The 21,497-nt window shown below is 56.8% G+C and carries 23 protein-coding genes and 2 tRNA genes; 5 read left to right on the forward strand and 20 right to left on the reverse strand.

All coding sequences use genetic code 11. The features are described from left to right. Positions 1–34: 34 nt before the first annotated feature. From rpoS to cysG, 13 genes are all read right to left on the reverse strand, one after another. Positions 35–1,027, reverse strand: coding sequence for an RNA polymerase sigma factor RpoS (gene rpoS, locus HF650_RS19275; RefSeq protein WP_023481104.1), 993 nt, complete (start codon positions 1,025–1,027; stop codon positions 35–37). A gap of 126 nt (positions 1,028–1,153) precedes the next feature. Then, positions 1,154–2,242, reverse strand: coding sequence for a murein hydrolase activator NlpD (gene nlpD / locus HF650_RS19280; RefSeq protein WP_223284343.1), 1,089 nt, complete (start codon positions 2,240–2,242; stop codon positions 1,154–1,156). A gap of 166 nt (positions 2,243–2,408) precedes the next feature. Beyond that, positions 2,409–3,035, reverse strand: a complete 627-nt coding sequence (locus HF650_RS19285) for a protein-L-isoaspartate(D-aspartate) O-methyltransferase (protein WP_187799965.1) — start codon at positions 3,033–3,035, stop codon at positions 2,409–2,411. After that, complete coding sequence (surE, locus tag HF650_RS19290; RefSeq protein ID WP_187799966.1) at positions 3,029–3,790, reverse strand: 5'/3'-nucleotidase SurE; 762 nt, start codon at positions 3,788–3,790, stop codon at positions 3,029–3,031. Before surE ends, HF650_RS19285 begins: the two co-directional genes overlap by 7 nt. Then, positions 3,771–4,820 (reverse strand): tRNA pseudouridine(13) synthase TruD, encoded by a 1,050-nt coding sequence (gene truD / locus HF650_RS19295; RefSeq protein WP_187799967.1) that lies wholly within the window; start codon positions 4,818–4,820, stop codon positions 3,771–3,773. Before truD ends, surE begins: the two co-directional genes overlap by 20 nt. Then, on the reverse strand, positions 4,817–5,296 hold the full coding sequence (gene ispF, locus HF650_RS19300) for a 2-C-methyl-D-erythritol 2,4-cyclodiphosphate synthase (protein ID WP_094421901.1): 480 nt from the start codon (positions 5,294–5,296) through the stop codon (positions 4,817–4,819). The genes truD and ispF overlap by 4 nt, the downstream gene beginning before the upstream one ends. Beyond that, positions 5,296–6,006, reverse strand: a complete 711-nt coding sequence (gene ispD, locus HF650_RS19305; RefSeq protein ID WP_187799968.1) for a 2-C-methyl-D-erythritol 4-phosphate cytidylyltransferase — start codon at positions 6,004–6,006, stop codon at positions 5,296–5,298. Before ispD ends, ispF begins: the two co-directional genes overlap by 1 nt. An 18-nt stretch (positions 6,007–6,024) precedes the next feature. Next, positions 6,025–6,354, reverse strand: coding sequence for a cell division protein FtsB (gene ftsB, locus HF650_RS19310; RefSeq protein ID WP_187799969.1), 330 nt, complete (start codon positions 6,352–6,354; stop codon positions 6,025–6,027). Between the two features lie 163 nt (positions 6,355–6,517). Next, on the reverse strand, positions 6,518–6,844 hold the full coding sequence (locus tag HF650_RS19315) for a DUF3561 family protein (RefSeq protein WP_187799970.1): 327 nt from the start codon (positions 6,842–6,844) through the stop codon (positions 6,518–6,520). A 109-nt stretch (positions 6,845–6,953) separates the two neighbouring features. Then, positions 6,954–7,559, reverse strand: coding sequence for an adenylyl-sulfate kinase (cysC, locus tag HF650_RS19320; RefSeq protein ID WP_187799971.1), 606 nt, complete (start codon positions 7,557–7,559; stop codon positions 6,954–6,956). Then, positions 7,559–8,986 carry a sulfate adenylyltransferase subunit CysN gene (cysN, locus tag HF650_RS19325; protein ID WP_187799972.1) on the reverse strand — a complete coding sequence of 476 codons (1,428 nt, stop codon included), beginning with the start codon at positions 8,984–8,986 and terminating at the stop codon, positions 7,559–7,561. Before cysN ends, cysC begins: the two co-directional genes overlap by 1 nt. 9 nt (positions 8,987–8,995) lie before the next feature. Next, the gene (cysD, locus tag HF650_RS19330; protein WP_023481127.1) at positions 8,996–9,904 is read right to left on the reverse strand and encodes a sulfate adenylyltransferase subunit CysD; all 909 of its coding nucleotides are present in this window, start codon (positions 9,902–9,904) and stop codon (positions 8,996–8,998) included. A 9-nt stretch (positions 9,905–9,913) separates the two neighbouring features. After that, positions 9,914–11,320 carry a siroheme synthase CysG gene (cysG, locus tag HF650_RS19335; protein ID WP_187802768.1) on the reverse strand — a complete coding sequence of 469 codons (1,407 nt, stop codon included), beginning with the start codon at positions 11,318–11,320 and terminating at the stop codon, positions 9,914–9,916. 245 nt (positions 11,321–11,565) lie between these two features. Here cysG and HF650_RS19340 point away from each other — a divergent pair, with 245 nt between their 5' ends. Beyond that, a complete protein-coding gene (locus HF650_RS19340) occupies positions 11,566–12,603 on the forward strand; it encodes an aminopeptidase (protein WP_187799973.1) in 1,038 nt (345 codons plus the stop codon). 90 nt (positions 12,604–12,693) lie between these two features. Here the strand turns inward: HF650_RS19340 and rlmM are convergent, their stop codons facing one another. From rlmM to HF650_RS19360, 4 genes are all read right to left on the reverse strand, one after another. Beyond that, complete coding sequence (rlmM, locus tag HF650_RS19345) at positions 12,694–13,794, reverse strand: 23S rRNA (cytidine(2498)-2'-O)-methyltransferase RlmM (protein ID WP_187799974.1); 1,101 nt, start codon at positions 13,792–13,794, stop codon at positions 12,694–12,696. Continuing rightward, complete coding sequence (locus HF650_RS19350) at positions 13,787–14,182, reverse strand: DUF423 domain-containing protein (protein WP_187799975.1); 396 nt, start codon at positions 14,180–14,182, stop codon at positions 13,787–13,789. The genes rlmM and HF650_RS19350 overlap by 8 nt, the downstream gene beginning before the upstream one ends. A gap of 40 nt (positions 14,183–14,222) precedes the next feature. Further along, entirely contained in the window at positions 14,223–15,137 is a 915-nt protein-coding gene (gene gcvA, locus HF650_RS19355; RefSeq protein ID WP_023481079.1) for a glycine cleavage system transcriptional regulator GcvA, read from the reverse strand. A 351-nt stretch (positions 15,138–15,488) separates the two neighbouring features. Further along, entirely contained in the window at positions 15,489–15,716 is a 228-nt protein-coding gene (locus HF650_RS19360; protein ID WP_023481080.1) for a YgdI/YgdR family lipoprotein, read from the reverse strand. Between the two features lie 201 nt (positions 15,717–15,917). Between HF650_RS19360 and csdA the strand changes: the two genes are divergently transcribed. Continuing rightward, entirely contained in the window at positions 15,918–17,123 is a 1,206-nt protein-coding gene (gene csdA, locus HF650_RS19365; protein WP_187799976.1) for a cysteine desulfurase CsdA, read from the forward strand. Next, positions 17,123–17,572 carry a cysteine desulfurase sulfur acceptor subunit CsdE gene (gene csdE, locus HF650_RS19370; RefSeq protein WP_187799977.1) on the forward strand — a complete coding sequence of 150 codons (450 nt, stop codon included), beginning with the start codon at positions 17,123–17,125 and terminating at the stop codon, positions 17,570–17,572. The genes csdA and csdE overlap by 1 nt, the downstream gene beginning before the upstream one ends. On the opposite strand, the gene tcdA is transcribed toward csdE, so the two are convergent. After that, positions 17,557–18,369 (reverse strand): tRNA cyclic N6-threonylcarbamoyladenosine(37) synthase TcdA, encoded by an 813-nt coding sequence (tcdA, locus tag HF650_RS19375; protein WP_187799978.1) that lies wholly within the window; start codon positions 18,367–18,369, stop codon positions 17,557–17,559. The two genes, csdE and tcdA, sit on opposite strands and share 16 nt — an antisense overlap. A gap of 69 nt (positions 18,370–18,438) precedes the next feature. Continuing rightward, entirely contained in the window at positions 18,439–19,545 is a 1,107-nt protein-coding gene (gene mltA / locus HF650_RS19380) for a murein transglycosylase A (RefSeq protein WP_187799979.1), read from the reverse strand. A 206-nt stretch (positions 19,546–19,751) separates the two neighbouring features. On the opposite strand from mltA, the gene HF650_RS19385 reads away from it, so the two are divergent. Beyond that, a tRNA-Met gene (locus HF650_RS19385) sits at positions 19,752–19,828 on the forward strand. Positions 19,829–19,882: 54 nt separating this feature from the next. Then, positions 19,883–19,959: transfer RNA gene (locus HF650_RS19390), tRNA-Met, on the forward strand. 98 nt (positions 19,960–20,057) lie between these two features. Here the strand turns inward: HF650_RS19390 and amiC are convergent. Then, positions 20,058–21,311, reverse strand: coding sequence for an N-acetylmuramoyl-L-alanine amidase AmiC (gene amiC / locus HF650_RS19395; RefSeq protein ID WP_187799980.1), 1,254 nt, complete (start codon positions 21,309–21,311; stop codon positions 20,058–20,060). Positions 21,312–21,497: the final 186 nt, after the last annotated feature.

Genomic DNA, 21,497 nt, shown 5'->3' on the forward strand with positions numbered 1-21,497 from the left:
CTTAACGACCGGCCTTTTTGACGAGAAAGGGTGCTTATTCGCGGAACAGCGCTTCGATATTCAGCCCTTGCGTTTGCAGGATTTCGCGCAAACGACGCAGACCTTCAACCTGAATCTGGCGAACACGTTCACGAGTGAGGCCAATTTCACGGCCTACATCTTCAAGTGTTGCAGCCTCATAACCCAGCAGACCGAAACGACGTGCCAGCACTTCACGCTGTTTGGCGTTCAGTTCGAACAGCCATTTGACGATGCTCTGTTTCATATCATCGTCCTGCGTGGTGTCTTCCGGACCGTTGTCTTTTTCATCGGCCAGGATATCCAGCAGCGCTTTTTCAGAATCACCGCCCAGCGGCGTGTCAACTGAGGTAATGCGCTCGTTGAGACGCAGCATACGGCTGACATCATCAACAGGTTTATCTAACTGTTCAGCAATCTCTTCTGCGCTCGGTTCGTGGTCCAGTTTATGGGACAACTCACGCGCGGTACGCAGATAGACGTTCAGCTCTTTGACGATGTGAATCGGCAGACGAATAGTGCGGGTTTGGTTCATGATAGCCCGCTCGATGGTCTGACGAATCCACCAGGTCGCGTAAGTTGAGAAACGGAACCCACGTTCTGGGTCAAATTTTTCAACGGCGCGGATCAGCCCCAGGTTGCCCTCTTCAATCAGATCCAGCAGAGCCAGACCACGATTGCTGTATCGACGGGCAATCTTCACCACCAGACGCAAGTTACTTTCGATCATGCGACGGCGGGAGGCAACATCACCTCGTAATGCACGGCGTGCAAAATAAACTTCTTCTTCGGCCGTCAAAAGCGGGGAGTACCCAATTTCCCCCAGATAAAGCTGAGTCGCGTCTAAAACACGCTGTGTTGCACCCTGCGATAACAGCTCTTCTTCAGCCAGGTCATTATCACTGGGTTCCTCTTCTACCAAGACTTTTTCGTCAAAAGCCTCTGTTCCGTTCTCATCAAATTCCGCATCTTCATTTAAATCATGAACTTTCAGCGTATTCTGACTCATAAAGTGGCTCCTACCCGTGATCCCTGGGCAAAACACCTGACGCATTCTCATTTACCTCCGCTGCAGCGGCATCTGCGCTCACTGCAACGGAATAAGTGAGAATGACCTCACCTGCTTTGCACCGATTTATCGCTGCGGCAAATAACGCAGCGGGTTTACGGATTTCCCCTTGTAACGAATTTCAAAATGCAAGCGTGTAGAGCTGGTTCCGGTGCTACCCATAGTCGCTATTTTTTGCCCCGCCTTCACTTCTTGTTGTTCCCGGACCAGCATTGTGTCGTTATGGGCGTAGGCACTCAGGTAATCATCGTTGTGTTTTATGATGATAAGATTACCGTAACCGCGCAGTGCGTTACCGGCATATACTACGCGTCCATCTGCGGTCGCGATGATAGCCTGTCCTTTACTGCCTGCGATATCGACCCCTTTGTTACCACCCTCGGTGGCAGAGAAGTTATCGATAACGTTGCCTTCAGTCGGCCAGCGCCATGTTGAAATCGGCGAGCTGGTTGTTGTACTGCTGACAGTCGGTTCGGTTGTTGTACTAACGGAAGGTGCCGTAACAGGCGCTGTGACAGGTGTCGCAGGCTTGTTGTTCGGCAACATTTTATTAGCACTTTGTTCACCTGAGGTCTCAGAATACGTAATTGTCGGTTTCGAAGCAACCACCGCGGTTGAATTTTGCGCAGTTTTTGAGACTATTCCTTGTTCCGATGCATCAGCCTGCGTTATTGCATTTCCACCCGTGATAGGTGTACCAGATGCATTCCCCACCTGCAATGTCTGCCCAACGTGCAAACCATACGGCGCGGCCACATTGTTGCGCTGCGCAAGGTCACGGAAATCGTTGCCGGTGATCCAGGCGATGTAGAAGAGGGTATCGCCGCGTTTGACGGTATAGGTGCTGCCACCGGTATAGCTCCCTTTCGGGATATTGCCGTACTTGCGGTTATAGACAATGTGACCATCAACCGTCTGCACCGGCTGAACCTGAACAGGTTGCGACTGCATTGGCTGCACCGGCTGTACGGGTTGAACAGGCTGTACCGGCTGGACTTGCTGCATTTGCGGCTGCTGTGCATTCGTGCTCATGGCAGGCGGCGGCGTAATGAGCATGCCGGAGTTGTCGCTGCCGTTGGCGCTTCCGCCTACCGAACTGACCGGTGCAGGAGTATTGTTGGAATTTGAACACCCTGCCAGCCAAAGCGAAACCAGTGACAATGCCGCGACACGGCGTACGGTGAATTTCGGGCTTCCCGCGCTCATTTTTCCCCCAATATTATGTAAATTACCAATGACTTAAAGATAACCGCAAAGGTCGACGGCAAATTTGCCCACAATACGCTGTTATGGCCCGAAATACCCAGGATAAATCTGTAACTCAGGCCAGCTCACCACGTACAAGCGGAACAAAGCGCACGGCTTCAACGGTATCAATCATAAATTCGCTTCCCCGCCGACGAACCCGCTTTAACTGCTGGAGTTCGTCGCCCACGGGCAAAACGAGAATGCCGCCGTCATCCAGCTGCGACATCAGCGCGGCGGGAATTTCAGGCGGAGCGGCTGTCACAATAATAGCGTCAAATGGCGCGCGTGCTTGCCATCCTTGCCAGCCATCACCGTGACGCGTGGAGACATTGTGCAGATCGAGCTGCTTGAGGCGGCGGCGCGCCTGCCACTGCAGCCCTTTAATCCGCTCAACGGAGCAGACATGGTGCACCAGATGGGCGAGGATCGCCGTCTGGTAACCGGAACCGGTGCCAATCTCCAGCACGCGCGAATCGGGCGTCAGCTCGAGCAGCTCGGTCATGCGCGCAACCATATAGGGTTGGGAGATGGTTTGCCCCTGACCAATGGGCAGCGCGACGTTTTCCCACGCTTTGTGTTCAAACGCCTCGTCGATAAATTTCTCGCGCGGCACCCGCGATAGCGCTTCAAGCACCTGTTCATCTTTGATGCCCTGAGCACGTAACTGATTGAGTAGGTCCTGGATGCGTTTGCTTACCATTGCGTATTCACCCCGGCGCGCTCCAGCCAACCTGATACCACCTCCTGCGCACTGTAGGCGGTCAAATCTACATGCAGCGGCGTAACAGAAACATATCCCTCATCAACGGCGGCAAAGTCAGTATCCGGGCCGGCATCGCACTTCTCTCCCGGCGGGCCAATCCAATAAAGCGTGTTGCCGCGCGGATCCTGCTGCGGGATCACCTGGTCTGCGGGATGGCGGCTGCCGCAGCGCGTCACGCGAATGCCTTTGATCTCACTCAGCGGCAGATCGGGCACGTTGATATTCAAAATACGCCCGGTGCGCAGCGGCTCACGGTTCAGACCACGCAGGAGAGCGCAGGTGACCGCCGCGGCGGTTTCGTAATGGGTATGGCCATTGAGAGAGACAGCTAACGCCGGAAAGCCGAGGTGTCGGCCCTCCATCGCAGCGGCAACGGTGCCGGAATAAATCACATCATCGCCGAGATTCGGCCCGGCATTGATGCCAGAAACCACCACATCCGGGCGCGGGCGCATCAGTGCGTTAACGCCGAGAAAAACGCAGTCCGTTGGCGTGCCCATCTGCACGGCGATATCGCCGTTATCAAATGTAAAAGTACGAAGCGAAGATTCGAGCGTCAGCGAATTAGACGCACCGCTGCGATTACGATCGGGAGCCACAACCTGAACCTCGGCAAACTCCCTAAGAGCACGGGCCAGCGTCTGGATACCCGGCGCGTGGATCCCATCATCGTTACTCAGCAATATTCGCATAATCACCCGATGTGTTGATAAGTTCCCTGACCACACTGGTGGCAAAGCTTCCCGCCGGTAGCCAGAAACGTACCTCGACGGTGGCATCATCCCACCAGTTCCAGCTGAGCGCCTGTGGATAGAGCAACATCGCACGGCGCGCAGCGTCCACTTTTTCTCTTACCAGCAGCGTCTGTAACTCTGGCGCATCAGCGATCGCCTGCTGCTCAAACTCCAGTGCCGCCTCTTCTGTTCCCCACTCGCCGCGACCCGGCAACGGCGCGGTGATCATCAGTGCTTTTGCATCGACACGCGCCTGTAGCTCCTGGCGCTCTTCATCGGTCGCCACAAACCAGCTTCCGCGACCCGCTAATTGTAGCGCATCGCCAACAACAACTTGATTGAAGTCCGGTTTCTTCAGCCGCTCGCTGACCACCTGATTAAACAACGCGCTGCGCGCTGCGGACAACCAAAAACTGCGTTTGTTACGATCGCGAACCGGCGCATCGCTTTGCGCCCAGCGCAGCGCGCCCTGCAGATTGCTGCCGCCGATGCCAAAACGCTGTGCGCCAAAATAGTTGGGTACGCCCTGTTCGGCGATAGCCTGTAAACGTGCGTCCACCTCTGCGCGATGGGTTATTTCCCGCAGCACCAGCGTAAACGCGTTGCCCTTCAACGCGCCGAGACGCAGTTTGCGTTTATGGCGGGCATACTCCAGCACTTTGCAACCTTCGAGGGTAAACTGGCTCAGATCCGGCATACCATTACCCGGTACGCGGGCGCAAAGCCACTGTTCCGTCACGGCATGCTTATCTTTCTGACCGGCGAAACTTACTTCACGCACATGAATTTTAAGGAATTTCGCTAGAGCGTCAGCAACAAAACGTGTATTGCAGCCATTTTTCAGAATTCGTACCAGAATATGCTCACCTTCGCCGTCTGGCTCGAAGCCAAGATCCTCCACCACGACGAAATCTTCCGGGCTGGCCTTCAGGATGCCATTGCCGCCAGGCTTGCCGTGCAGAAAGGTGAGGTTATCAAATTCCGTCATTTCGCCGCCTTCACTAACAGCGCCACCGCTTCACAGGCGATGCCTTCGCCACGCCCGGTAAAACCGAGCTTCTCGGTAGTGGTGGCTTTCACGTTAACATCATCCATATGACAGCCGAGATCTTCGGCGATAAAGACGCGCATCTGCGGAATATGCGGCAACATTTTCGGAGCCTGCGCGATGATGGTCACATCCACGTTGCCAAGGGTATAGCCTTTGGCCTGGATGCGTCGCCACGCTTCGCGCAGCAGCTCGCGGCTGTCCGCGCCTTTAAAAGCCGCGTCGGTATCCGGGAAGAGTTTACCAATATCCCCCAGCGCTGCCGCGCCGAGCAGCGCATCGGTCAACGCATGCAGGGCGACATCGCCGTCGGAGTGCGCCAGCAGCCCCTGCTCATAGGGAATGCGCACGCCGCCAATAATAATCGGGCCTGCGCCGCCAAAGGCGTGTACGTCAAAACCGTGTCCAATGCGCATTATGCTTTCTCCTGAAGGTCTGCATGGGTCAGATAAAATTCTGCGAGTCGTAAATCTTCGGGTCGGGTCACTTTGATATTATCCGCACGTCCGGCGACCAGCTCGGGATGGTAGCCACAATACTCCAGCGCCGAAGCTTCATCGGTGATGGTGGCACCTTCATCTAACGCGCGGGTTAAGCAGTCGTGGAGTAACGCCAGCGGGAAAAACTGCGGCGTCAGGGCATGCCATAAATCATTGCGCTCAACGGTGTGAGCGATAGCGGTTTGGCCCGGCTCGGCGCGCTTCATGGTATCGCGCACGGGTGCAGCGAGGATCCCCCCTACCCGGCTGGTCTCACGCAGGGCGAGCAGTCGGTTGAGATCGTCCTGCTGCAGGCAGGGGCGCGCGGCGTCATGCACTAGCACCCACTGCGCACCGGCAGCGGCTTTCAGGCCTGCCAGCACCGAGTCGGCACGTTCCGCGCCGCCGTTGACCACCGTAATCTGCGGATGGTTCGCCAGAGGAAGCTGCGCGAAGCGTTCATCGCCCACGCTGACGGCGATAATTACCCGGCTGACGCACGGGTGGGCGAGCAGCGCGGCGACCGCGTGCTCAAGGATGGTTTTATCGCCGATGGAGAGATACTGCTTTGGACATTCCGTTTGCATGCGGCGGCCGAATCCGGCGGCCGGCACCACGGCACAGACGTCCGGAATGAGTGTTGCCATTCGTTAACCCGGGACTGTTTATGGTCTAGTTTGCGTGTTTTGTGTGTTCTGCGCTGAGCCTGCCGCGCGCTTTGATGCGTCCGGCACCAGACGATAGAAAGTTTCGCCCGGTTTCGTCATGGTCAGCTCATTGCGAGCACGCTCCTCGATCGCTTCCTGACCGCCATTGAGATCGTCAATTTCGGCGAATAGCTGATCGTTGCGCGCTTTTAGTTTTGCGTTTGTCGCCTGCTGAGCCGCCACATCTTCGCTGACGCGGCCGTAGTCGTGCAGACCATTTTTGCCGAACCACAGCGAGTATTGCAGCCAGACCAGCAAAGCCAGCAAAAGCAGCGTTAATTTACCCATCCTGCCCCCTGAAAAACGGCATCATCATCCCATAACTTTTCGTCAGACTCCACTTCGGGGCCGGGTGATACCGCGCAAGCGCCAGACTTTATCATAAATATTGAACATTCCGAACCCGGACACATTGCCTTAACAGGCGTTACACCTTGAAGTATGACGCGCCTTAGCCCACCAGCCAGAAGAAAAGGAGACCGAACATCGCCGCCACGCTGAGTAACGTCGCCACGCAGCTGTAGCGCAACTGTCCATCCAGCAGCGAATGCAGGGCAATTCCCACCACCACCGAAACCGGCATCAGGGCGAGAAAAAAGGGCCAGGTATAGAGAAGAAAAAAGAGCGTATTGGAGCCGTATAAAAGAAAAGGGATTGCCAGCGCCAGCAGCCATGCGACAAAGCCCACGATGGCCCCCGGAAGAGACCATGTGGGTTCGTCGGCGGTCGGGGGGAGAGACGATGACCGCGGAAGGGTAATGTTGTGACTGTTACGCATATCTGATCCTGTTGCCTGCACGACCGGTAAACGCGATACACACCTGTTCAGAGGGCGCGAAAAGCAAACTCGCTAAAGCCTGAAGAGTGGATGTATCGCCAGTACCGTCTCAGGATCTGATAATATCTCCCTGCCGCAGCAGGTCTAATAATTGACTGACCAAATTTGTTACCAATTGTTCGCCATCAAGGTGCACTTCCGGCGCGTCTGGTGCCTCGTACACTGAATCAATACCGGTGAAATTACGCAGCTCTCCGGCGCGGGCTTTCTTGTATAACCCTTTCGGGTCGCGCGCTTCGCAAATCGCCAGCGGCGTATCGACAAACACCTCAATAAAACGCCCCTCGCCGAGGCGTTCGCGCACCATCTGCCGCTCAGCGCGATGGGGCGAGATAAAGGCGGTCAATACCACCAGCCCCGATTCGACCATTAGCTTCGCCACTTCGCCGACCCGGCGGATGTTCTCTTTGCGATCCGCGTCGCTGAAGCCTAAATCACTGCACAGGCCGTGACGCACGTTATCGCCATCAAGCAGATAGGTGCTGACGCCCGCGCGGTGTAACGCTTCTTCCAGCGCCCCCGCGACGGTCGATTTACCGGAGCCGGAAAGCCCGGTAAACCAGAGCACCACCCCACGGTGGCCGTGGAGCTGTTCGCGCTGCTGCGGCGTCACCGGATGGGCATGCCAGACGACGTTTTCGTCATGCTGCGCCATTATTTGCCTCCCAGCAGATCGCGCGCGCCCCAGTGCGGGAAGTGTTTGCGAACCAGCTGGTTCAGCTCCAGTTCAAAGGCGCTGAACTCCGATGGCACAACCTGCGCATCGGTGTGTACTTCGCGCACCATGCCTGCGCCAACGGTGACGTTGCTCAGGCGATCGATAAAGATCATCCCACCGGTCACCGGGTTCTGCTGGTAAGGGTCGAGGGTCAGCGGCTCATCAAAAGTAACGTCAACCAGCCCGATACCGTTCAGCGGCAGGCTCTCCACCTCGCGCTGGGTCAGGTTGTTGATATCCACCTGGTACTGAACAGCATCAATGCGCGCGCGGGTTTTCTTGCCCGCCACTTTGACCTCAAAACTTTGGCCCGCCTGCAACGGCAGCTCCGCCATCCACACTACATCAAGCGAGGCGCGCTGCACGGCTGGCAGTGTTTCCTGCGCATCAAGGATCAGATCGCCGCGGCTGATATCAATCTCATCTTTCAACACGAGGGTAATCGCTTCGCCAGCGCCCGCTTCCTGTAGATCGCCATCAAAGGTGACGATACGCGCGATGGTCGACTCCACGCCCGACGGCAGGACTTTGATGCGCTGCCCAACCTTGACCACGCCAGAGGCCAGCGTGCCGGAGAAGCCGCGGAAATCGAGGTTCGGACGGTTAACATACTGCACCGGGAAGCGCATCGGCTGGCTCTCTACCACGCGTTTGATTTCAACGGTTTCGAGCATCTCCAGCAGCGTCGGGCCGCTGTACCACGCCATCTTGTCGCTCTGGCTGGCAACGTTATCGCCTTCCAGCGCCGAGAGCGGCACAAAGCGGATATCGAGATCGCCCGGCAGCTGTTCGGCAAAAGTGAGGTAATCCTGGCGAATAGAATCGAAAGTGGCTTCGCTGAACGCCACCAGATCCATCTTGTTTACCGCCACCACCAGATGTTTGATGCCCAGTAAGGTGGAGATAAAGCTGTGACGACGGGTCTGATCCAGCACGCCTTTGCGCGCATCGATCAGCAGGATCGCCAGATCGCAGGTGGAGGCACCGGTCGCCATATTGCGGGTGTACTGCTCATGCCCCGGCGTATCGGCAATAATAAATTTGCGCTTCTCGGTGGAGAAGTAACGATACGCCACGTCAATGGTAATGCCCTGCTCACGCTCGGCCTGTAGGCCATCCACCAGCAGCGCAAGGTCAAGTTTCTCGCCCTGAGTGCCGTGGCGTTTGCTGTCATTGTGCAGCGTTGAGAGCTGATCTTCGTAGATCTGGCGAGTGTCATGCAGCAGGCGGCCGATCAGCGTGCTCTTGCCGTCATCGACGCTGCCGCAGGTAAGAAAACGCAGCAGGCTTTTGTGTTGCTGGGCATGCAGGTACGCTTCAACGCCGCCTTCATCCGCAATTTGTTGTGCAATAGTGGTATTCATGGCGGCTCCTTAGAAATAACCCTGGCGTTTCTTCAGCTCCATCGAGCCGGCCTGGTCGCGGTCAATCACGCGCCCTTGACGTTCGCTGGTGGTTGAGATCAGCATCTCTTCGATGATCTCCGGCAGCGTCTGCGCGTGGGACTCCACTGCGCCGGTCAGCGGCCAGCAGCCGAGGGTACGGAAACGCACCATGCGTTTTTCAATCACTTCGCCCGGCTGCAGATCGATGCGGTCATCGTCGATCATCATCAGCATGCCGTCGCGCTCCAGTACCGGTCGCTCGGCGGCCAGATAGAGCGGCACGATCTCAATATTTTCCAGGAAGATGTACTGCCAGATATCCAGCTCGGTCCAGTTGGAGAGCGGAAAAACGCGGATGCTTTCGCCCTTGTTGATCTGGCCGTTGTAGTTATGCCACAGCTCCGGACGCTGGTTTTTCGGGTCCCAGCGGTGAAAACGGTCGCGGAAGGAGTAGATACGCTCTTTGGCGCGCGACTTCTCTTCGTCACGGCGCGCGCCGCCAAATGCGGCATCAAAACCATACTTGTTCAGCGCCTGCTTCAGCCCTTCGGTTTTCATAATGTCGGTGTGTTTCGCACTGCCGTGTACGAAGGGGTTGATACCCATCGCTACCCCTTCCGGGTTTTTATGCACCAGCAGCTCGCAGCCGTAAGCTTTGGCTGTACGGTCGCGGAACTCATACATTTCGCGGAATTTCCAGCCGGTATCGACATGCAGCAGTGGAAACGGCAGCGTGCCCGGGTAGAAGGCTTTACGCGCCAGGTGCAGCATCACGCTGGAGTCTTTGCCGATGGAGTACATCATCACCGGATTGGCAAACTCGGCGGCCACTTCGCGAATGATATGGATGCTTTCCGCCTCCAGTTGTCGCAGGTGAGTGAGTCGTTTTTCGTCCATATCCCTTCCTTAAGCCAGATTAATCACGGAAGCGTCAAACGCCGCCGTAGCTGTCGTTTGCTGGAACCAGGCCAGTTCGCGATGAAGCGCAACCACTTCACCCACCACTAACAGCGCAGGCATCGGTGCGCCTGTAGCCAGTTCCTCAAGTTGTTCTAATGTGCCGGTAGTCATCTGCTGATCGGCGCGCGTGCCGCGGGAGATCACCGCCACCGGCGTGGTACGCTCGCGCCCATGGGCAATCAGCTGGGCGCTGATCTCGGCCGCTTTCATGGTGCCCATATAGATCGCCAGCGTCTGGCGGCTTTGCGCCAGCTGCGACCAGTCGAACGGCGCGCTGTCGGCTTTGTAGTGGCCGGTGACGAAGGTGACGCTCTGGGCGAAATCCCGGTGCGTCAGCGGAATACCGGCATACGCCGTCGCGCCCGATGCCGCCGTCACGCCCGGCACCACCTGGAACGGGATCCCCGCTTCGGCTGCCGCCTGTAGCTCTTCGCCACCGCGACCAAAGATAAAGGGATCGCCACCTTTCAGGCGCACGACGGTTTTCCCCTCCTGCGCGGCTTCCACCAGCATGCGGTTGGTTTCGTGCTGCGGCACGGCATGGACGCCTGCCCGTTTGCCGACGCAGATCTTCTCCGCATCGCGACGGGTTAACTCCAGCACCGCATCGCTCACCAGATGGTCGTAAAAGACCACATCGGCCTGCTGGATCACCTGTAAACCGCGCAGGGTCAGCAAGCCCGCATCGCCCGGCCCGGCACCGACGAGGATAATCTCGCCACTGGCCGACCCCGGCTGTTGTAACTCCGCTTCCAGCGCCCGCTCTGCTGCAGGCTCATCACCTGCTGCCATCAGGCTGGCGAAACGTCCGCGAAAGGCGCTCTCCCAGAAGCGACGACGATCGTCGGTGGTGCGGCGATACGCTTTAATGCGCGTACGCCAGCGCCCGGCCACGGCCGCCATCCGCCCAAGGTTTCCCGGCAGCAGCGCCTCTATTTTTTCCCGCAGCAGACGCGCCAGCACCGGCGCATTACCGCCGGAGGAGATGGCGACGATCAGCGGCGAGCGGTCAACAATAGAGGGGAAAATAAAGGAACAGAGCGGCTGATCGTCCACCACGTTAACCAGCCGATGACGCGCGTTGGCGGCATCAAATACCCGGCGGTTAAGGGCAGCATCGTTGGTTGCCGCAATCACCAAAAATATGGCATCCAGCTGCGACTCATCAAACTCCGTGGCGATCCAGTGAACAGCCTGCTCATCGGCAAGTTGTTGCAACTGTGGATCAAGTTTTCGGGCCACTATCTGTACGTGCGCGCCCGCACGGCGCAAAAAGGTGATTTTGCGCGCGGCAATTTCACCGCCGCCAATCACTAAAACAGGGCGGTCTTTTACAGCAGCAAACAGAGGCAGGTAATCCACAACGTTGTAACTCACTCACAGCCAGCAATAGGGGGACTATAGGGGGCGCGTTAGAACGAATGAAATTACGAATTGGAATGAGTAGTTCCGCAAAAGAATAAAGAGCCAGGAAAGCTCATACCAAAAAGTGCTTAAGGTGAGAATTTTCGGATGGTTAACCACAAATGAAATTGTGCAAACTCCGTCACAGTTTCATACTAAGCCCGTTTAAAATTTTGCTGCATAAAGGACTCCCTATGTTTTCCGCATTGCGCCTCCGTACCGCTGCCCTGGCGCTCGGCGTATGCTTTATTCTTCCGGCTGCCGCCCGCTCCTCCCACCCCGGTGACATGGCAAATGAACAGGCGCGACATATCGCCAGCCTCTTTCCCGGCCGCATGACCGGCACACCGGCGGAAATGCTCAGCGCGGACTATCTCCAGCAGCAGTTTTCGCAGATGGGTTATCAGAGCGATATTCGTAAGTTCAAAACCCGCTACCGCTACAGCACAAAAGACAATCAGCAGAGCTGGCAGAATGTGATCGGCAGTTCGGTGATTGCCGCCCATGAAGGGCGCGTGTCGCAGCAGATTATCGTAATGGCGCATCTTGATACCTACGCGCCACAAAGCGATGCCGATGTTGATAACAACCTGGGTGGCTTAACGCTTCAGGGCATTGATGATAATGCCGCCGCGCTTGGCGTAATGCTTGAACTGGCGCAGGCGCTGAAAGCGACGCCAACGGAATACACCGTGCGCTTTGTCGCCACCAGCGGCGAAGAGGAGGGCCAGCTTGGCGCAGAGAGCTTCCTCGATCGCATGAGCGAGAAAGAGCGTAAAAACACCCTGCTGGTGATTAACCTCAATAACCTGATCGTTGGCGACAAACTCTATTTTACTAGCGGGAAAAACACCCCGGCCTCGGTGCGCAAACTGACGCGCGACCGCGCACTGGCGATTGCCCGCTCGCATGGCATTCAGGCGTTAAGCGCCCCGGCGAGCGCGGAGAAGCGCAGCCCCTGCTGCCATGATGCGCAGGTGTTTGATAACGCAATGATCCCGGTGCTGTCGGTGGAAGCCGCTAACTGGTCACTGGGTAATAAAGATTGCGCCCAGCAGCGGGCTAAATCGAAGGCATTCCCGGAGGGCGTGAGCTATCACCGCGCGCGGCTGGATAACCAGTTCTATATCGATAAGGCGCTGCCGGGACGAATCGAACACCGCAGCCGCGATGTGATGCGGATTATGCTGCCGTTAGTCAAAGAGTTAGCAAAGGCGGGAAATAAAAAATAGGCCAGCAGGAGATTGAGGAAGGGACAGTGCGCACAAACTGACGCGTAGATGTAGTACGCGAGGATTTGCGCACCGTCCCGTTTACAACAATTAACGCTCGTCCCTGCGTCCGCCGACAGCTGCCCACATTCTGCGGATATGCACCGTCACCTCTTCACGATCGTGATAGAGCTGACGCGCCTGGATCTGCGCGGCGATGCCGTGCTCATCCAGCTGCTGCTGAATATAGGCGAGGTTGTTGGAGACCTCTTCATAGCGCTTTTTCATCGGCAGCTTGAGGTTGAAGATGGTTTCACGACACCACCCTTCCGTCAGCCACTGCGCCATCAGCGCTGCCACTTTGGCCGGTTTTTCCACCATATCGCACACCATCCACGAGATGTTGCTGCGCGTCGGGCGATAGCGGAAACCATCTTCGCGCAGCCAGGTCACCTGGCCGGTATCCATCAGGCTCTGCGCCATCGGGCCGTTATCCACAGAAGAGACCCACATGTTGCGCTTCACCAGTTGGTAGGTCCAGCCGCCGGGGCAGGCCCCAAGATCGACGGCGTACATGCCGTTCGCCAGGCGTTCATCCCACTCATCGGCAGGAATAAAGACGTGAAATGCCTCTTCCAGCTTCAGCGTCGAACGGCTCGGTGCATCGGCCGGGAACTTCAGGCGCGGAATGCCCATATAGAAGGGTGAGTTGTTATAAGAGTAGGAGTAGCCGGTGTAGCAGCAGCCTGGCGCAATAAAGAAGATATGCACCACCGGGCGGCTCGCCGAGTCGCTGCGCGCAAGAATGCCCGCTTCACGTAGCGCACCGCGCAGCGGCACGGTGAACTTGCGGCAGAACTTCATCAGCTCTTTGCTTTCGTTGGTGTCAGCCACTTCAACGCGCAGATCGCCGCCCTTCTCCACTACGCCCTGCAGCATGCCAACGATCGGCGTAATGCGATCGTCCGGCGGCAGGTCGCGCAGCAGCTCGCCGACGACAAACATCTGGCGGGCAAAAATCAGCGAGCTAAACGGCAGCTCGCGCGCCAGTTTGTCGGCGTCCTCTTGCTGATAGCACTCAAAAATGACGTAGCCCGCGTTCTCTTTCACACGGGCGAAACCGAACACATTCTGGCGTCCGGCTTTATCGGTAATTTCGGCTGCGCACTCTTTCTCAAAACCCGGGCGGCACAGCAATACCACTTTATTCATGAACAACGCCCCTACGTTTCAGACGAATTGCGCCAATTAACATTAATGCCCAGCCGATTAAGAAGCAGACGCCGCCGACCGGGGTAACAAACGCCCACAGGCGTAAATGGGAGAGCGCGAGGCAGTAGAGGCTACCGCTGAACAGCACGGTGCCGAGCGCCAGGAACACGCTGCTCCAGTAAAACCAGATGCTGATGCGGCGCTGCATCGCCACCGCAAGACCTAACACCGCTAAGGTGTGGAACGCCTGATACTCAAGGCCGGTCTGGATCCAGCTCATCTCGGTGACGCCGAGTGACTTGCTTAACACGTGCGCGCCGAATGCGCCCAACGCGACAAAGATAAAACCGCTTACTGCGGCGAAAATCAGCATAAAACGGCTGGTCATGTTACTTCCCCAAGAGTCATACGCGCCCTGCGCGCGCGAATTATTGTTCGTAGCGGAAACGGAATTTTTCCTGCTCGCTTGCCGCTTTGGCCAGGATCCACTGACGAAAGGCCGCTATTTTACCCAGTTCTGCCTGGCTGTCATGACAAACCAGATAAAAAGCATTTTTGCTCACCAGCACATCGTTAAATGGGCAGACCAGACGACCCGCTTCTATTTCCGACTGCGCCATCACATTATTCGCCAGCGCCACGCCCTGCCCGTGGATTGCCGCCTGCAGCACCATTGAACTGTGGCTGAAGATCGGCCCTTGCTGGACATTGAGGTTAACGCCCAACTGGCGGGTATAGGTTTGCCAGTCGCGGCGCGAGGCATCATGTAAAAGGGTGTGGCGCGCCAGATCGTCCGGCGTCTTCAACGCTTTCTCGCCGGTCAGCAGCAGCGGGGAGCAGACCGGGAGCAGATATTCGGCATAGAGTTTCTCCACGCGCAGCCCCGGCCAGTTGCCGCGGCCGTAGAAGATCGCCACATCGACATCGTCGGCGAGCTTGTCCTCTTCGCGGTCGACCGCCTGGATGCGCACGTCGATTCCCGGATAAGCTGAGTTAAAGCTGGAGAGTCTCGGCACCAGCCACTGAATAGCGAAACTGGGCAGCAAGCTGACGGTGAGCGCGCCCTTTGCGCTGCGCGCCTGCAATTTGCGAGTGGCTTCATTGAGCTGGGAAAATATCTCTTTGATATCCTGGAAATAACTCTGCCCCTCCTCCGTTAACAGCAGCGAGCGGTTGCGGCGGCGAAAGAGTTTCAGGCCGAGAAAATCCTCGAGAGACTTGATTTGGTGGCTTACTGCGGCCTGCGTCACAAATAGCTCATCGGCCGCGCGGGTAAAACTTAAATGGCGGGCTGCGGCATCAAAAACACGTAATGCATTAAGAGGTGGTAATCGCTTCGACATGGTTTATCAGGCTTAGATGTAAACTGAATTTAACAAACAGGAAACAGCAGTTAACCTATTAGTTTTTTTTATCTGAGCCATTATAAATTGTCCGTTGAGGTTGCACCAGCAAATACCTATAGTGGCGCCACTTCCTGAAGCCGGAACGAAAAGTGTTTTGGAATTGAGATTCTGAAGGGCTTTTGGCTTACGGTTGTGATGTTGTGTTGTTGTGTTTGCAATTTGGTCTGCATTTCAGACCCCGGTAGCAAAGCTACCCCTTTTTCACTTCCTGTACATTTACCCTGTCTGTCCATAGTGATTAATGTAGCACCGCAAATTGCGGTGCTTTTTTTTGCCTGGCGCCCGGAATTATTTCTCCAGAGCAACCATCTCTTTCACGTCAGAACGGTTGATCTGCTGCTCATTACCGTTCGCGTCTTTGTAGGAAATCATACCTGTCTGGTCGTCAGTTTTCGGCTTGCCTTCGGAAATGATTGTACGGCCATCGTTGGTGTGCAACGCGTAGTTCGGGCTGGAACAGGCGCTCAGGGCGAAAGCTAAAGTACAAGCAGAAATAATTGCGGCAGTCTTCTTCATCTTCTTCTCCTTGATTGATTCTGGCAATTAATGCTGTGAAATACTCTTACTGGAAGAGTCTCAAACACGTTACTTACACTTATCAGCATAACCTGCTTATGCAGTTCCGCCAGTACAAACAGATAATTCCGATGGTTATCAATCCCCTTGCCCGTGGAAAAAAAGTGCGCGACCATCGTCGGCCTACAGATGAGGATAAGTATGAACGCATTTAATCCTTCGCAGTTTCGCGCCCAGTTCCCGGCGCTGGCCGACGCGGGTGTCTACCTCGACAGCGCCGCCACCGCGCTGAAACCGCAGACGGTCATCGACGCTACGCAGCAGTTCTATAGCCTGAGCGCTGGCAATGTCCACCGCAGCCAGTTTGCCGAAGCGCAGCAGCTCACCGCCCGCTATGAAGCAGCACGCGACCAGGTCGCCACGCTGCTCAACGCCCCTTCCGGCAAAAATATTGTCTGGACGCGCGGCACCACCGAGGCGATCAACATGGTTGCCCAGTGCTATGCCCGACCGCGCTTACAACCTGGCGATGAGATCATTGTCAGCGAGGCGGAGCACCATGCCAACCTGGTGCCGTGGCTGATGGTCGCGGAACAGACCGGCGCAAAAGTGGTGAAGCTGCCGCTGGCGGAGGATCGCCTGCCGGATCTTAACCAGCTTCCTGCCCTTATCACCCCCCGCAGCCGGATTCTGGCGCTGGGGCAGATGTCCAACGTCACCGGCGGCTGCCCGGATCTCGCCCGCGCCATTACGCTTGCCCATCAGGCCGGCATGGTGGTGATGATCGATGGCGCGCAGGGCGTGGTCCATTTCCCGGCCGACGTGCAACAGCTGGATATCGATTTTTATGCCTTCTCCGGTCATAAACTCTATGGTCCAAATGGCATTGGCGCGCTGTATGGCAAAGCGGAGCTGCTGGAGGCAATGACGCCGTGGCTCGGCGGCGGCAAGATGATCAGTGAAGTGACCTTTGAAGGGTTCACCACCCAGCCGGTGCCCTACAAGCTCGAAGCGGGCACCCCTAACGTGGCGGGTGTGATTGGCTTAAGCGCCGCGCTGGAGTGGCTGAATGGAATTGATATTGCGCAGGCGGAACGCTACAGCCGCGGGCTGGCAACACTGGCGGAAGAGCAGCTGGCACAGCGTCCCGGTTTCCGCTCATTCCGCTGCCAGGACTCCAGCCTGCTGGCCTTCACGTTTGACGGCGTGCATCACAGCGATATGGTGACGCTGCTGGCGGGTTACGGCATCGCTCTGCGCGCGGGCCAGCACTGCGCCCAGCCGCTGCTCGCCGCGCTTGGCGTCAACGGCACACTACGCGCCTCATTTGCGCCCTATAATACTCAACAGGATGTCGATGCGCTGGTCAGCGCCGTCGACCGTGCTCTGGAACTATTGGTGGATTGATGACAAGCCCTGCATTCGCCGGACATCCGTTCGGCACCGTGGTCACTGAAGAGACACTGCGCCAGACCTTTGGCGCCCTCAACGCGTGGGAAGAGAAGTACCGCCAGCTGATTATGCTCGGCAAGCAGTTGCCTGCCGCAACAGATGAGATAAAAGCGCAGGCGCAGGAGATCCCCGGCTGCGAAAACCGCGTCTGGCTCGGCTCGACACAGCTGCCCGACGGCACACTGCACTTCTTTGGCGACAGCGAAGGGCGCATCGTGCGCGGTTTATTAGCCGTTTTGCTAACGACTGTAGAGGGCAAACGCCCGCAGAGGCTAATCGAGAGCGATCCGCTGGCGCTGTTTGATGAGTTGGGGCTGCGTAATCAGCTGAGCGCCTCACGCAGCCAGGGGCTGGCGGCGCTGGCCGCCGCCGTACAGGAGCAGGCTCGTCAGGCGCTGGCCTGACGCTGCGCTTTCGCCATCAGTTTTTTTAACGCATGGGAGACCGCGACAAAGCCAAAGGTGGCGGTCACCATCGTAGCTGCGCCAAACCCGGCGGCGCAGTCCATCCGTTTTGGCCCTTCCGCGCTGCTTTTCATCGCACACACCGAACCATCCGCCTGCGGGTAGACCAGCGCTTCGGTGGAAAAGACGCAGTCGATACCGAGTTTGCCTTTACTGTTTTTCACCACGCCGAAATCGCTCTTCAGCCGCTCACGCAGCTTCGCCGCCAGCGGATCCTGAATAGTTTTCGCCAGATCGCTCACCTGGATCTGCGTAGGATCGATCTGCCCGCCCGCGCCGCCGGTGGTCACCAGCGGGATCTTATTGCGTCGGCAATAGGCAATTAGCGCCGCTTTTGGCCGCACGCTATCAATGGCATCAATCACATAGCTGAACGAGGTGCTCATTAGCTGCGCTACGTTATCGGCGGTGACAAAATCGTCGATCACCGTGACGCGGCACTCCGGGTTGATGTCGCGAATGCGCGCGGCCATCACTTCCGCTTTCGCCTCGCCGACAGTGTCGCGCAGGGCGTGGATCTGTCGGTTGGTGTTGGTGACGCAGACATCATCCATATCAATCAGCGTGATGGCACCAATGCCGGTGCGCGCCAGCGCTTCCGCGACCCACGAACCGACGCCGCCAATGCCGACCACGCAGATATGTGCATCGGCGAACCACTGCAGCGCTTTTTCACCATACAAACGCGCCGTCCCGCCAAAGCGCTGGCGCCAGGCGTCGCTGATTACTGCTGACATATGAAACCTCAAGCTGAAACAGAGAACCCCCTCCGGGACCGGAAGGGGTAAAGAGTTTACCACATTCCCTTAGCCGCTAAAGACGTTGCCCGTCAGACCCGCGCCCGGCGCGTTCTTTAATATCCAGACACGGCCATAGTGGTTATACCAGCCGGCGCGATGCCCGGCTTCTGCGCCGATCCCCTGGTAGATGTCGAAGTGCTGGCCTTTAATTGCCCCGCCCACATCCAGCGCCACCATCAGGCGCAGCTCATACTGGCCGTTGAATTTGCCTTTGCTGTCCAGCTGCGGCACTTCCGCCAGCAGCGTGGTGCCCGGCGGGATCACGGTTTTATCAGAAGCAACCGACGCGCGGCCAATCAGCGGCACGGAGCTGGCCCCTTTGACCGGTGCCCAGGATTGCGGTTTAAAGAAGACAAAGGAGGCGTTCTCCTCCAGCAGCGCGCGCACTTCGGCTTCGCTGTGCTTCTCGCCCCATTCGCGGATCGCCTGCATCGACATATCTTCGCGCTTCACTTCCCCGCGATCGATTAACACTTTACCGATGCTGCGATAGGCATGGCCATTTTTACCGGCGTAGCTAAAGAAGTTGAGCGGGCTGCCGTCGCCGAAATCGATATAGCCGCTGCCCTGCACATCCATAATGAAGTTGTCCATCAGCGAGTTGCTGTAGGCCAGCACATAGTTCTCGCTGAGCGCCCCGGCGTAGATCTCCGCGCGCGAAGGCAGGCGGCCGCGTTTTGGCGGCATGCGGTAGATAGGATACTGGAACTCGCCCTGGCGGGTGTGGCGCGCCTGCACCACCGGCGTGTAGTAGCCGGTAAACTGCACGTTGCCATAATTATCTGTCCCTTCCATCTGCCAGGCGTCAATGCCGTACTGGCGCAGCGAGCGCGTATCGCCCCCGGCGCGCAGCCAGGCTTCAATGGCGTTATAAACGCTGCTCTGGTTGCCATACAGGCGCGGCGCAGAGCTTCTGATCTGGCTCACCTGCTCGGAGAAGTCTCCGGCATTAATCGGTGCGCCCACGGCGTCAGGCTGATTAACGAGGGAAAAAGGCTGAGAGAATTTTCCATCTTTATACTGCTGACCGCGATCGGTCGGTTTAGAAGAGCAGGACGCGAGGAGTGCCACCATCGCGCCTGTGAGTACGAACTTAGCCCAACGTGCTTTCATTGTTTCTCATCTTTTGGTTAACCCCAAGCCGGATGAAGATAACAAACCGCTGTGGCTAATGAAATGCACACGACCATTCCAACGCCAGTTTTGTTTAAATCTTAATCACATTGTGTTGTTTTTAAACATAAAGTCCTTAAATCGACAAATGTGGCAAAAAAAAGGTTGCATCAAATCGTCTGCGGCGTATAGTGCGCTTCCACGGACGCGGGATGGAGCAGCCTGGTAGCTCGTCGGGCTCATAACCCGAAGGTCGTCGGTTCAAATCCGGCTCCCGCAACCAATTAAAATGTGGAAGAAAGAAAAAGTTTACATGATGGAAGTGTAAACAGACGGACGCGGGGTGGAGCAGCCTGGTAGCTCGTCGGGCTCATAACCCGAAGGTCGTCGGTTCAAATCCGGCCCCCGCAACCAACACAATAAACACCTTAACGGGTGTTTTTTTGTTTCTGGCGTTTGTAAAAGCGCGCAGCAAACAAGAGAAAAAAATGGCGCCCTTCGGCGCCATTCTGTTATCCCCTTCTCGCCAGCGTCGCGCCATCCGCGAAGTAGGCTTTAATCCCTGCCAGAATCGACTCTGCGACTTCCTGCTGGAATTTTGCGGTCTTGAGCTTACGCTCCTCTTCCACATTACTGATAAACGCCGTCTCAACCAGAATCGACGGGATATCCGGCGCTTTCAGCACCGCAAAGCCCGCCTGCTCCACGCTGTTCTTGTGCAGGTTATTGACGCGCCCCAGCTTATTAAGCACCGCTTTGCCAAATTTCAGGCTGTCGTTAATGGTCAGCGACTGCACCATATCGAACATAGTGTGATCGAGATAGCGGTCACCGCTTTTGCTCACGCCACCAATCAAGTCCGCCGCGTTCTGCGTATCCGCCAGATATTTCGCCGCTGTACTGGTCGCCCCTTTGGTTGAGAGCGCGAAGACAGACGAACCATGCGGCTGGCGGCTGCTAAAGGCATCGGCGTGAATCGAGACAAAGAGGTCGGCGCGCTGCTTCTGTGCTTTCGCCACACGCACCTTCAGCGGAATAAAGACATCCTCGTTGCGGGTCATAAAGGACTTCATATTGCCCTCTTTCTCGATCAGCGCATGCAGACGGCGGGCGATTTGCAGCACCACATCCTTCTCACGGGTTTTATATTTCCCTGTCGCACCCGGATCTTCCCCGCCATGGCCGGGATCGAGCATGATCACAATCGGCCTGTCGCGCCCGGCTTTGCCCGGCTGCGGGCCGCTCTGCGCGGGCGGCACCTGCTTATCAAGATCGCCCTGGTTGTACTCTTCAAGCAGCGCCAGCAGCGGATCCTGCACATCTTGCGCATTCGCCGGATAGAGATCCATCACCAGACGCTCTTTGAAGCCTGCGACCGGCGCCAGCGCAAAGAGTTGCGGTTTCACATTCTGCTTAAGTTCAAACACCATGCGCACCGTCTGCGGATCGAACTGACCCACGCGGGCTGATTTGATAAAGGGATCGTCGCTGCGGATCTGCGTTCCCATGCCCTTCAGCACGGAGTTGAGATGGACGCCCTGCAGATCCACTACCAGGCGGTCGGGGTTGCTCAAGGCGAACTGTTTGTACTTCACCACGCGGTTCGATTCCACCGTCACACGGGTATAGCTCGACGCAGGCCAGACACGCACGGCGACCACCTGACTGACGGCGGCCAGGCCAACCTGGCTCACGCTTAATAACCACATCGCCCCCGCACCCTGTAATAATTTGCGGCGGCTCAGCGCTGAATGACTTCCCGACATGCTTCTCCCGAGCAATTTGTTTAAATAATGCTTAACGTCAGAATTGACGGAAAACTTTAGCGAATGATGCATAAACTGTCATCTTTTAAAGGGTAAACATATGTCTGGCGTTATGCTTCACAGAGACGGGGGAATCCTGACTTAAGAAAATTTGTGCTTGCAGCGAAGACAATAAAAGAATAAAAA

This window comes from Kosakonia sp. SMBL-WEM22 (assembly GCF_014490785.1).
In the GTDB taxonomy this organism is placed as follows: domain Bacteria; phylum Pseudomonadota; class Gammaproteobacteria; order Enterobacterales; family Enterobacteriaceae; genus Kosakonia.

Bases quoted from the DNA above. Each gene is read 5' to 3' on its own strand.
- rpoS (WP_023481104.1), bottom strand. From the start codon at position 1,027: ATGAGTCAGAATACGCTGAAAGTTCATGATTTAAATGAAGATGCGGAA.
- HF650_RS19285 (WP_187799965.1), bottom strand. From the start codon at position 3,035: ATGGTAAGCAAACGCATCCAGGACCTACTCAATCAGTTACGTGCTCAG.
- surE (WP_187799966.1), bottom strand. From the start codon at position 3,790: ATGCGAATATTGCTGAGTAACGATGATGGGATCCACGCGCCGGGTATC.
- truD (WP_187799967.1), bottom strand. From the start codon at position 4,820: ATGACGGAATTTGATAACCTCACCTTTCTGCACGGCAAGCCTGGCGGC.
- ispF (WP_094421901.1), bottom strand. From the start codon at position 5,296: ATGCGCATTGGACACGGTTTTGACGTACACGCCTTTGGCGGCGCAGGC.
- ispD (WP_187799968.1), bottom strand. From the start codon at position 6,006: ATGGCAACACTCATTCCGGACGTCTGTGCCGTGGTGCCGGCCGCCGGA.
- ftsB (WP_187799969.1), bottom strand. From the start codon at position 6,354: ATGGGTAAATTAACGCTGCTTTTGCTGGCTTTGCTGGTCTGGCTGCAA.
- HF650_RS19315 (WP_187799970.1), bottom strand. From the start codon at position 6,844: ATGCGTAACAGTCACAACATTACCCTTCCGCGGTCATCGTCTCTCCCC.
- cysC (WP_187799971.1), bottom strand. From the start codon at position 7,559: ATGGCGCAGCATGACGAAAACGTCGTCTGGCATGCCCATCCGGTGACG.
- cysN (WP_187799972.1), bottom strand. From the start codon at position 8,986: ATGAATACCACTATTGCACAACAAATTGCGGATGAAGGCGGCGTTGAA.
- cysD (WP_023481127.1), bottom strand. From the start codon at position 9,904: ATGGACGAAAAACGACTCACTCACCTGCGACAACTGGAGGCGGAAAGC.
- HF650_RS19340 (WP_187799973.1), top strand. From the start codon at position 11,566: ATGTTTTCCGCATTGCGCCTCCGTACCGCTGCCCTGGCGCTCGGCGTA.
- rlmM (WP_187799974.1), bottom strand. From the start codon at position 13,794: ATGAATAAAGTGGTATTGCTGTGCCGCCCGGGTTTTGAGAAAGAGTGC.
- HF650_RS19350 (WP_187799975.1), bottom strand. From the start codon at position 14,182: ATGACCAGCCGTTTTATGCTGATTTTCGCCGCAGTAAGCGGTTTTATC.
- gcvA (WP_023481079.1), bottom strand. From the start codon at position 15,137: ATGTCGAAGCGATTACCACCTCTTAATGCATTACGTGTTTTTGATGCC.
- HF650_RS19360 (WP_023481080.1), bottom strand. From the start codon at position 15,716: ATGAAGAAGACTGCCGCAATTATTTCTGCTTGTACTTTAGCTTTCGCC.
- csdA (WP_187799976.1), top strand. From the start codon at position 15,918: ATGAACGCATTTAATCCTTCGCAGTTTCGCGCCCAGTTCCCGGCGCTG.
- csdE (WP_187799977.1), top strand. From the start codon at position 17,123: ATGACAAGCCCTGCATTCGCCGGACATCCGTTCGGCACCGTGGTCACT.
- tcdA (WP_187799978.1), bottom strand. From the start codon at position 18,369: ATGTCAGCAGTAATCAGCGACGCCTGGCGCCAGCGCTTTGGCGGGACG.
- mltA (WP_187799979.1), bottom strand. From the start codon at position 19,545: ATGAAAGCACGTTGGGCTAAGTTCGTACTCACAGGCGCGATGGTGGCA.
- amiC (WP_187799980.1), bottom strand. From the start codon at position 21,311: ATGTCGGGAAGTCATTCAGCGCTGAGCCGCCGCAAATTATTACAGGGT.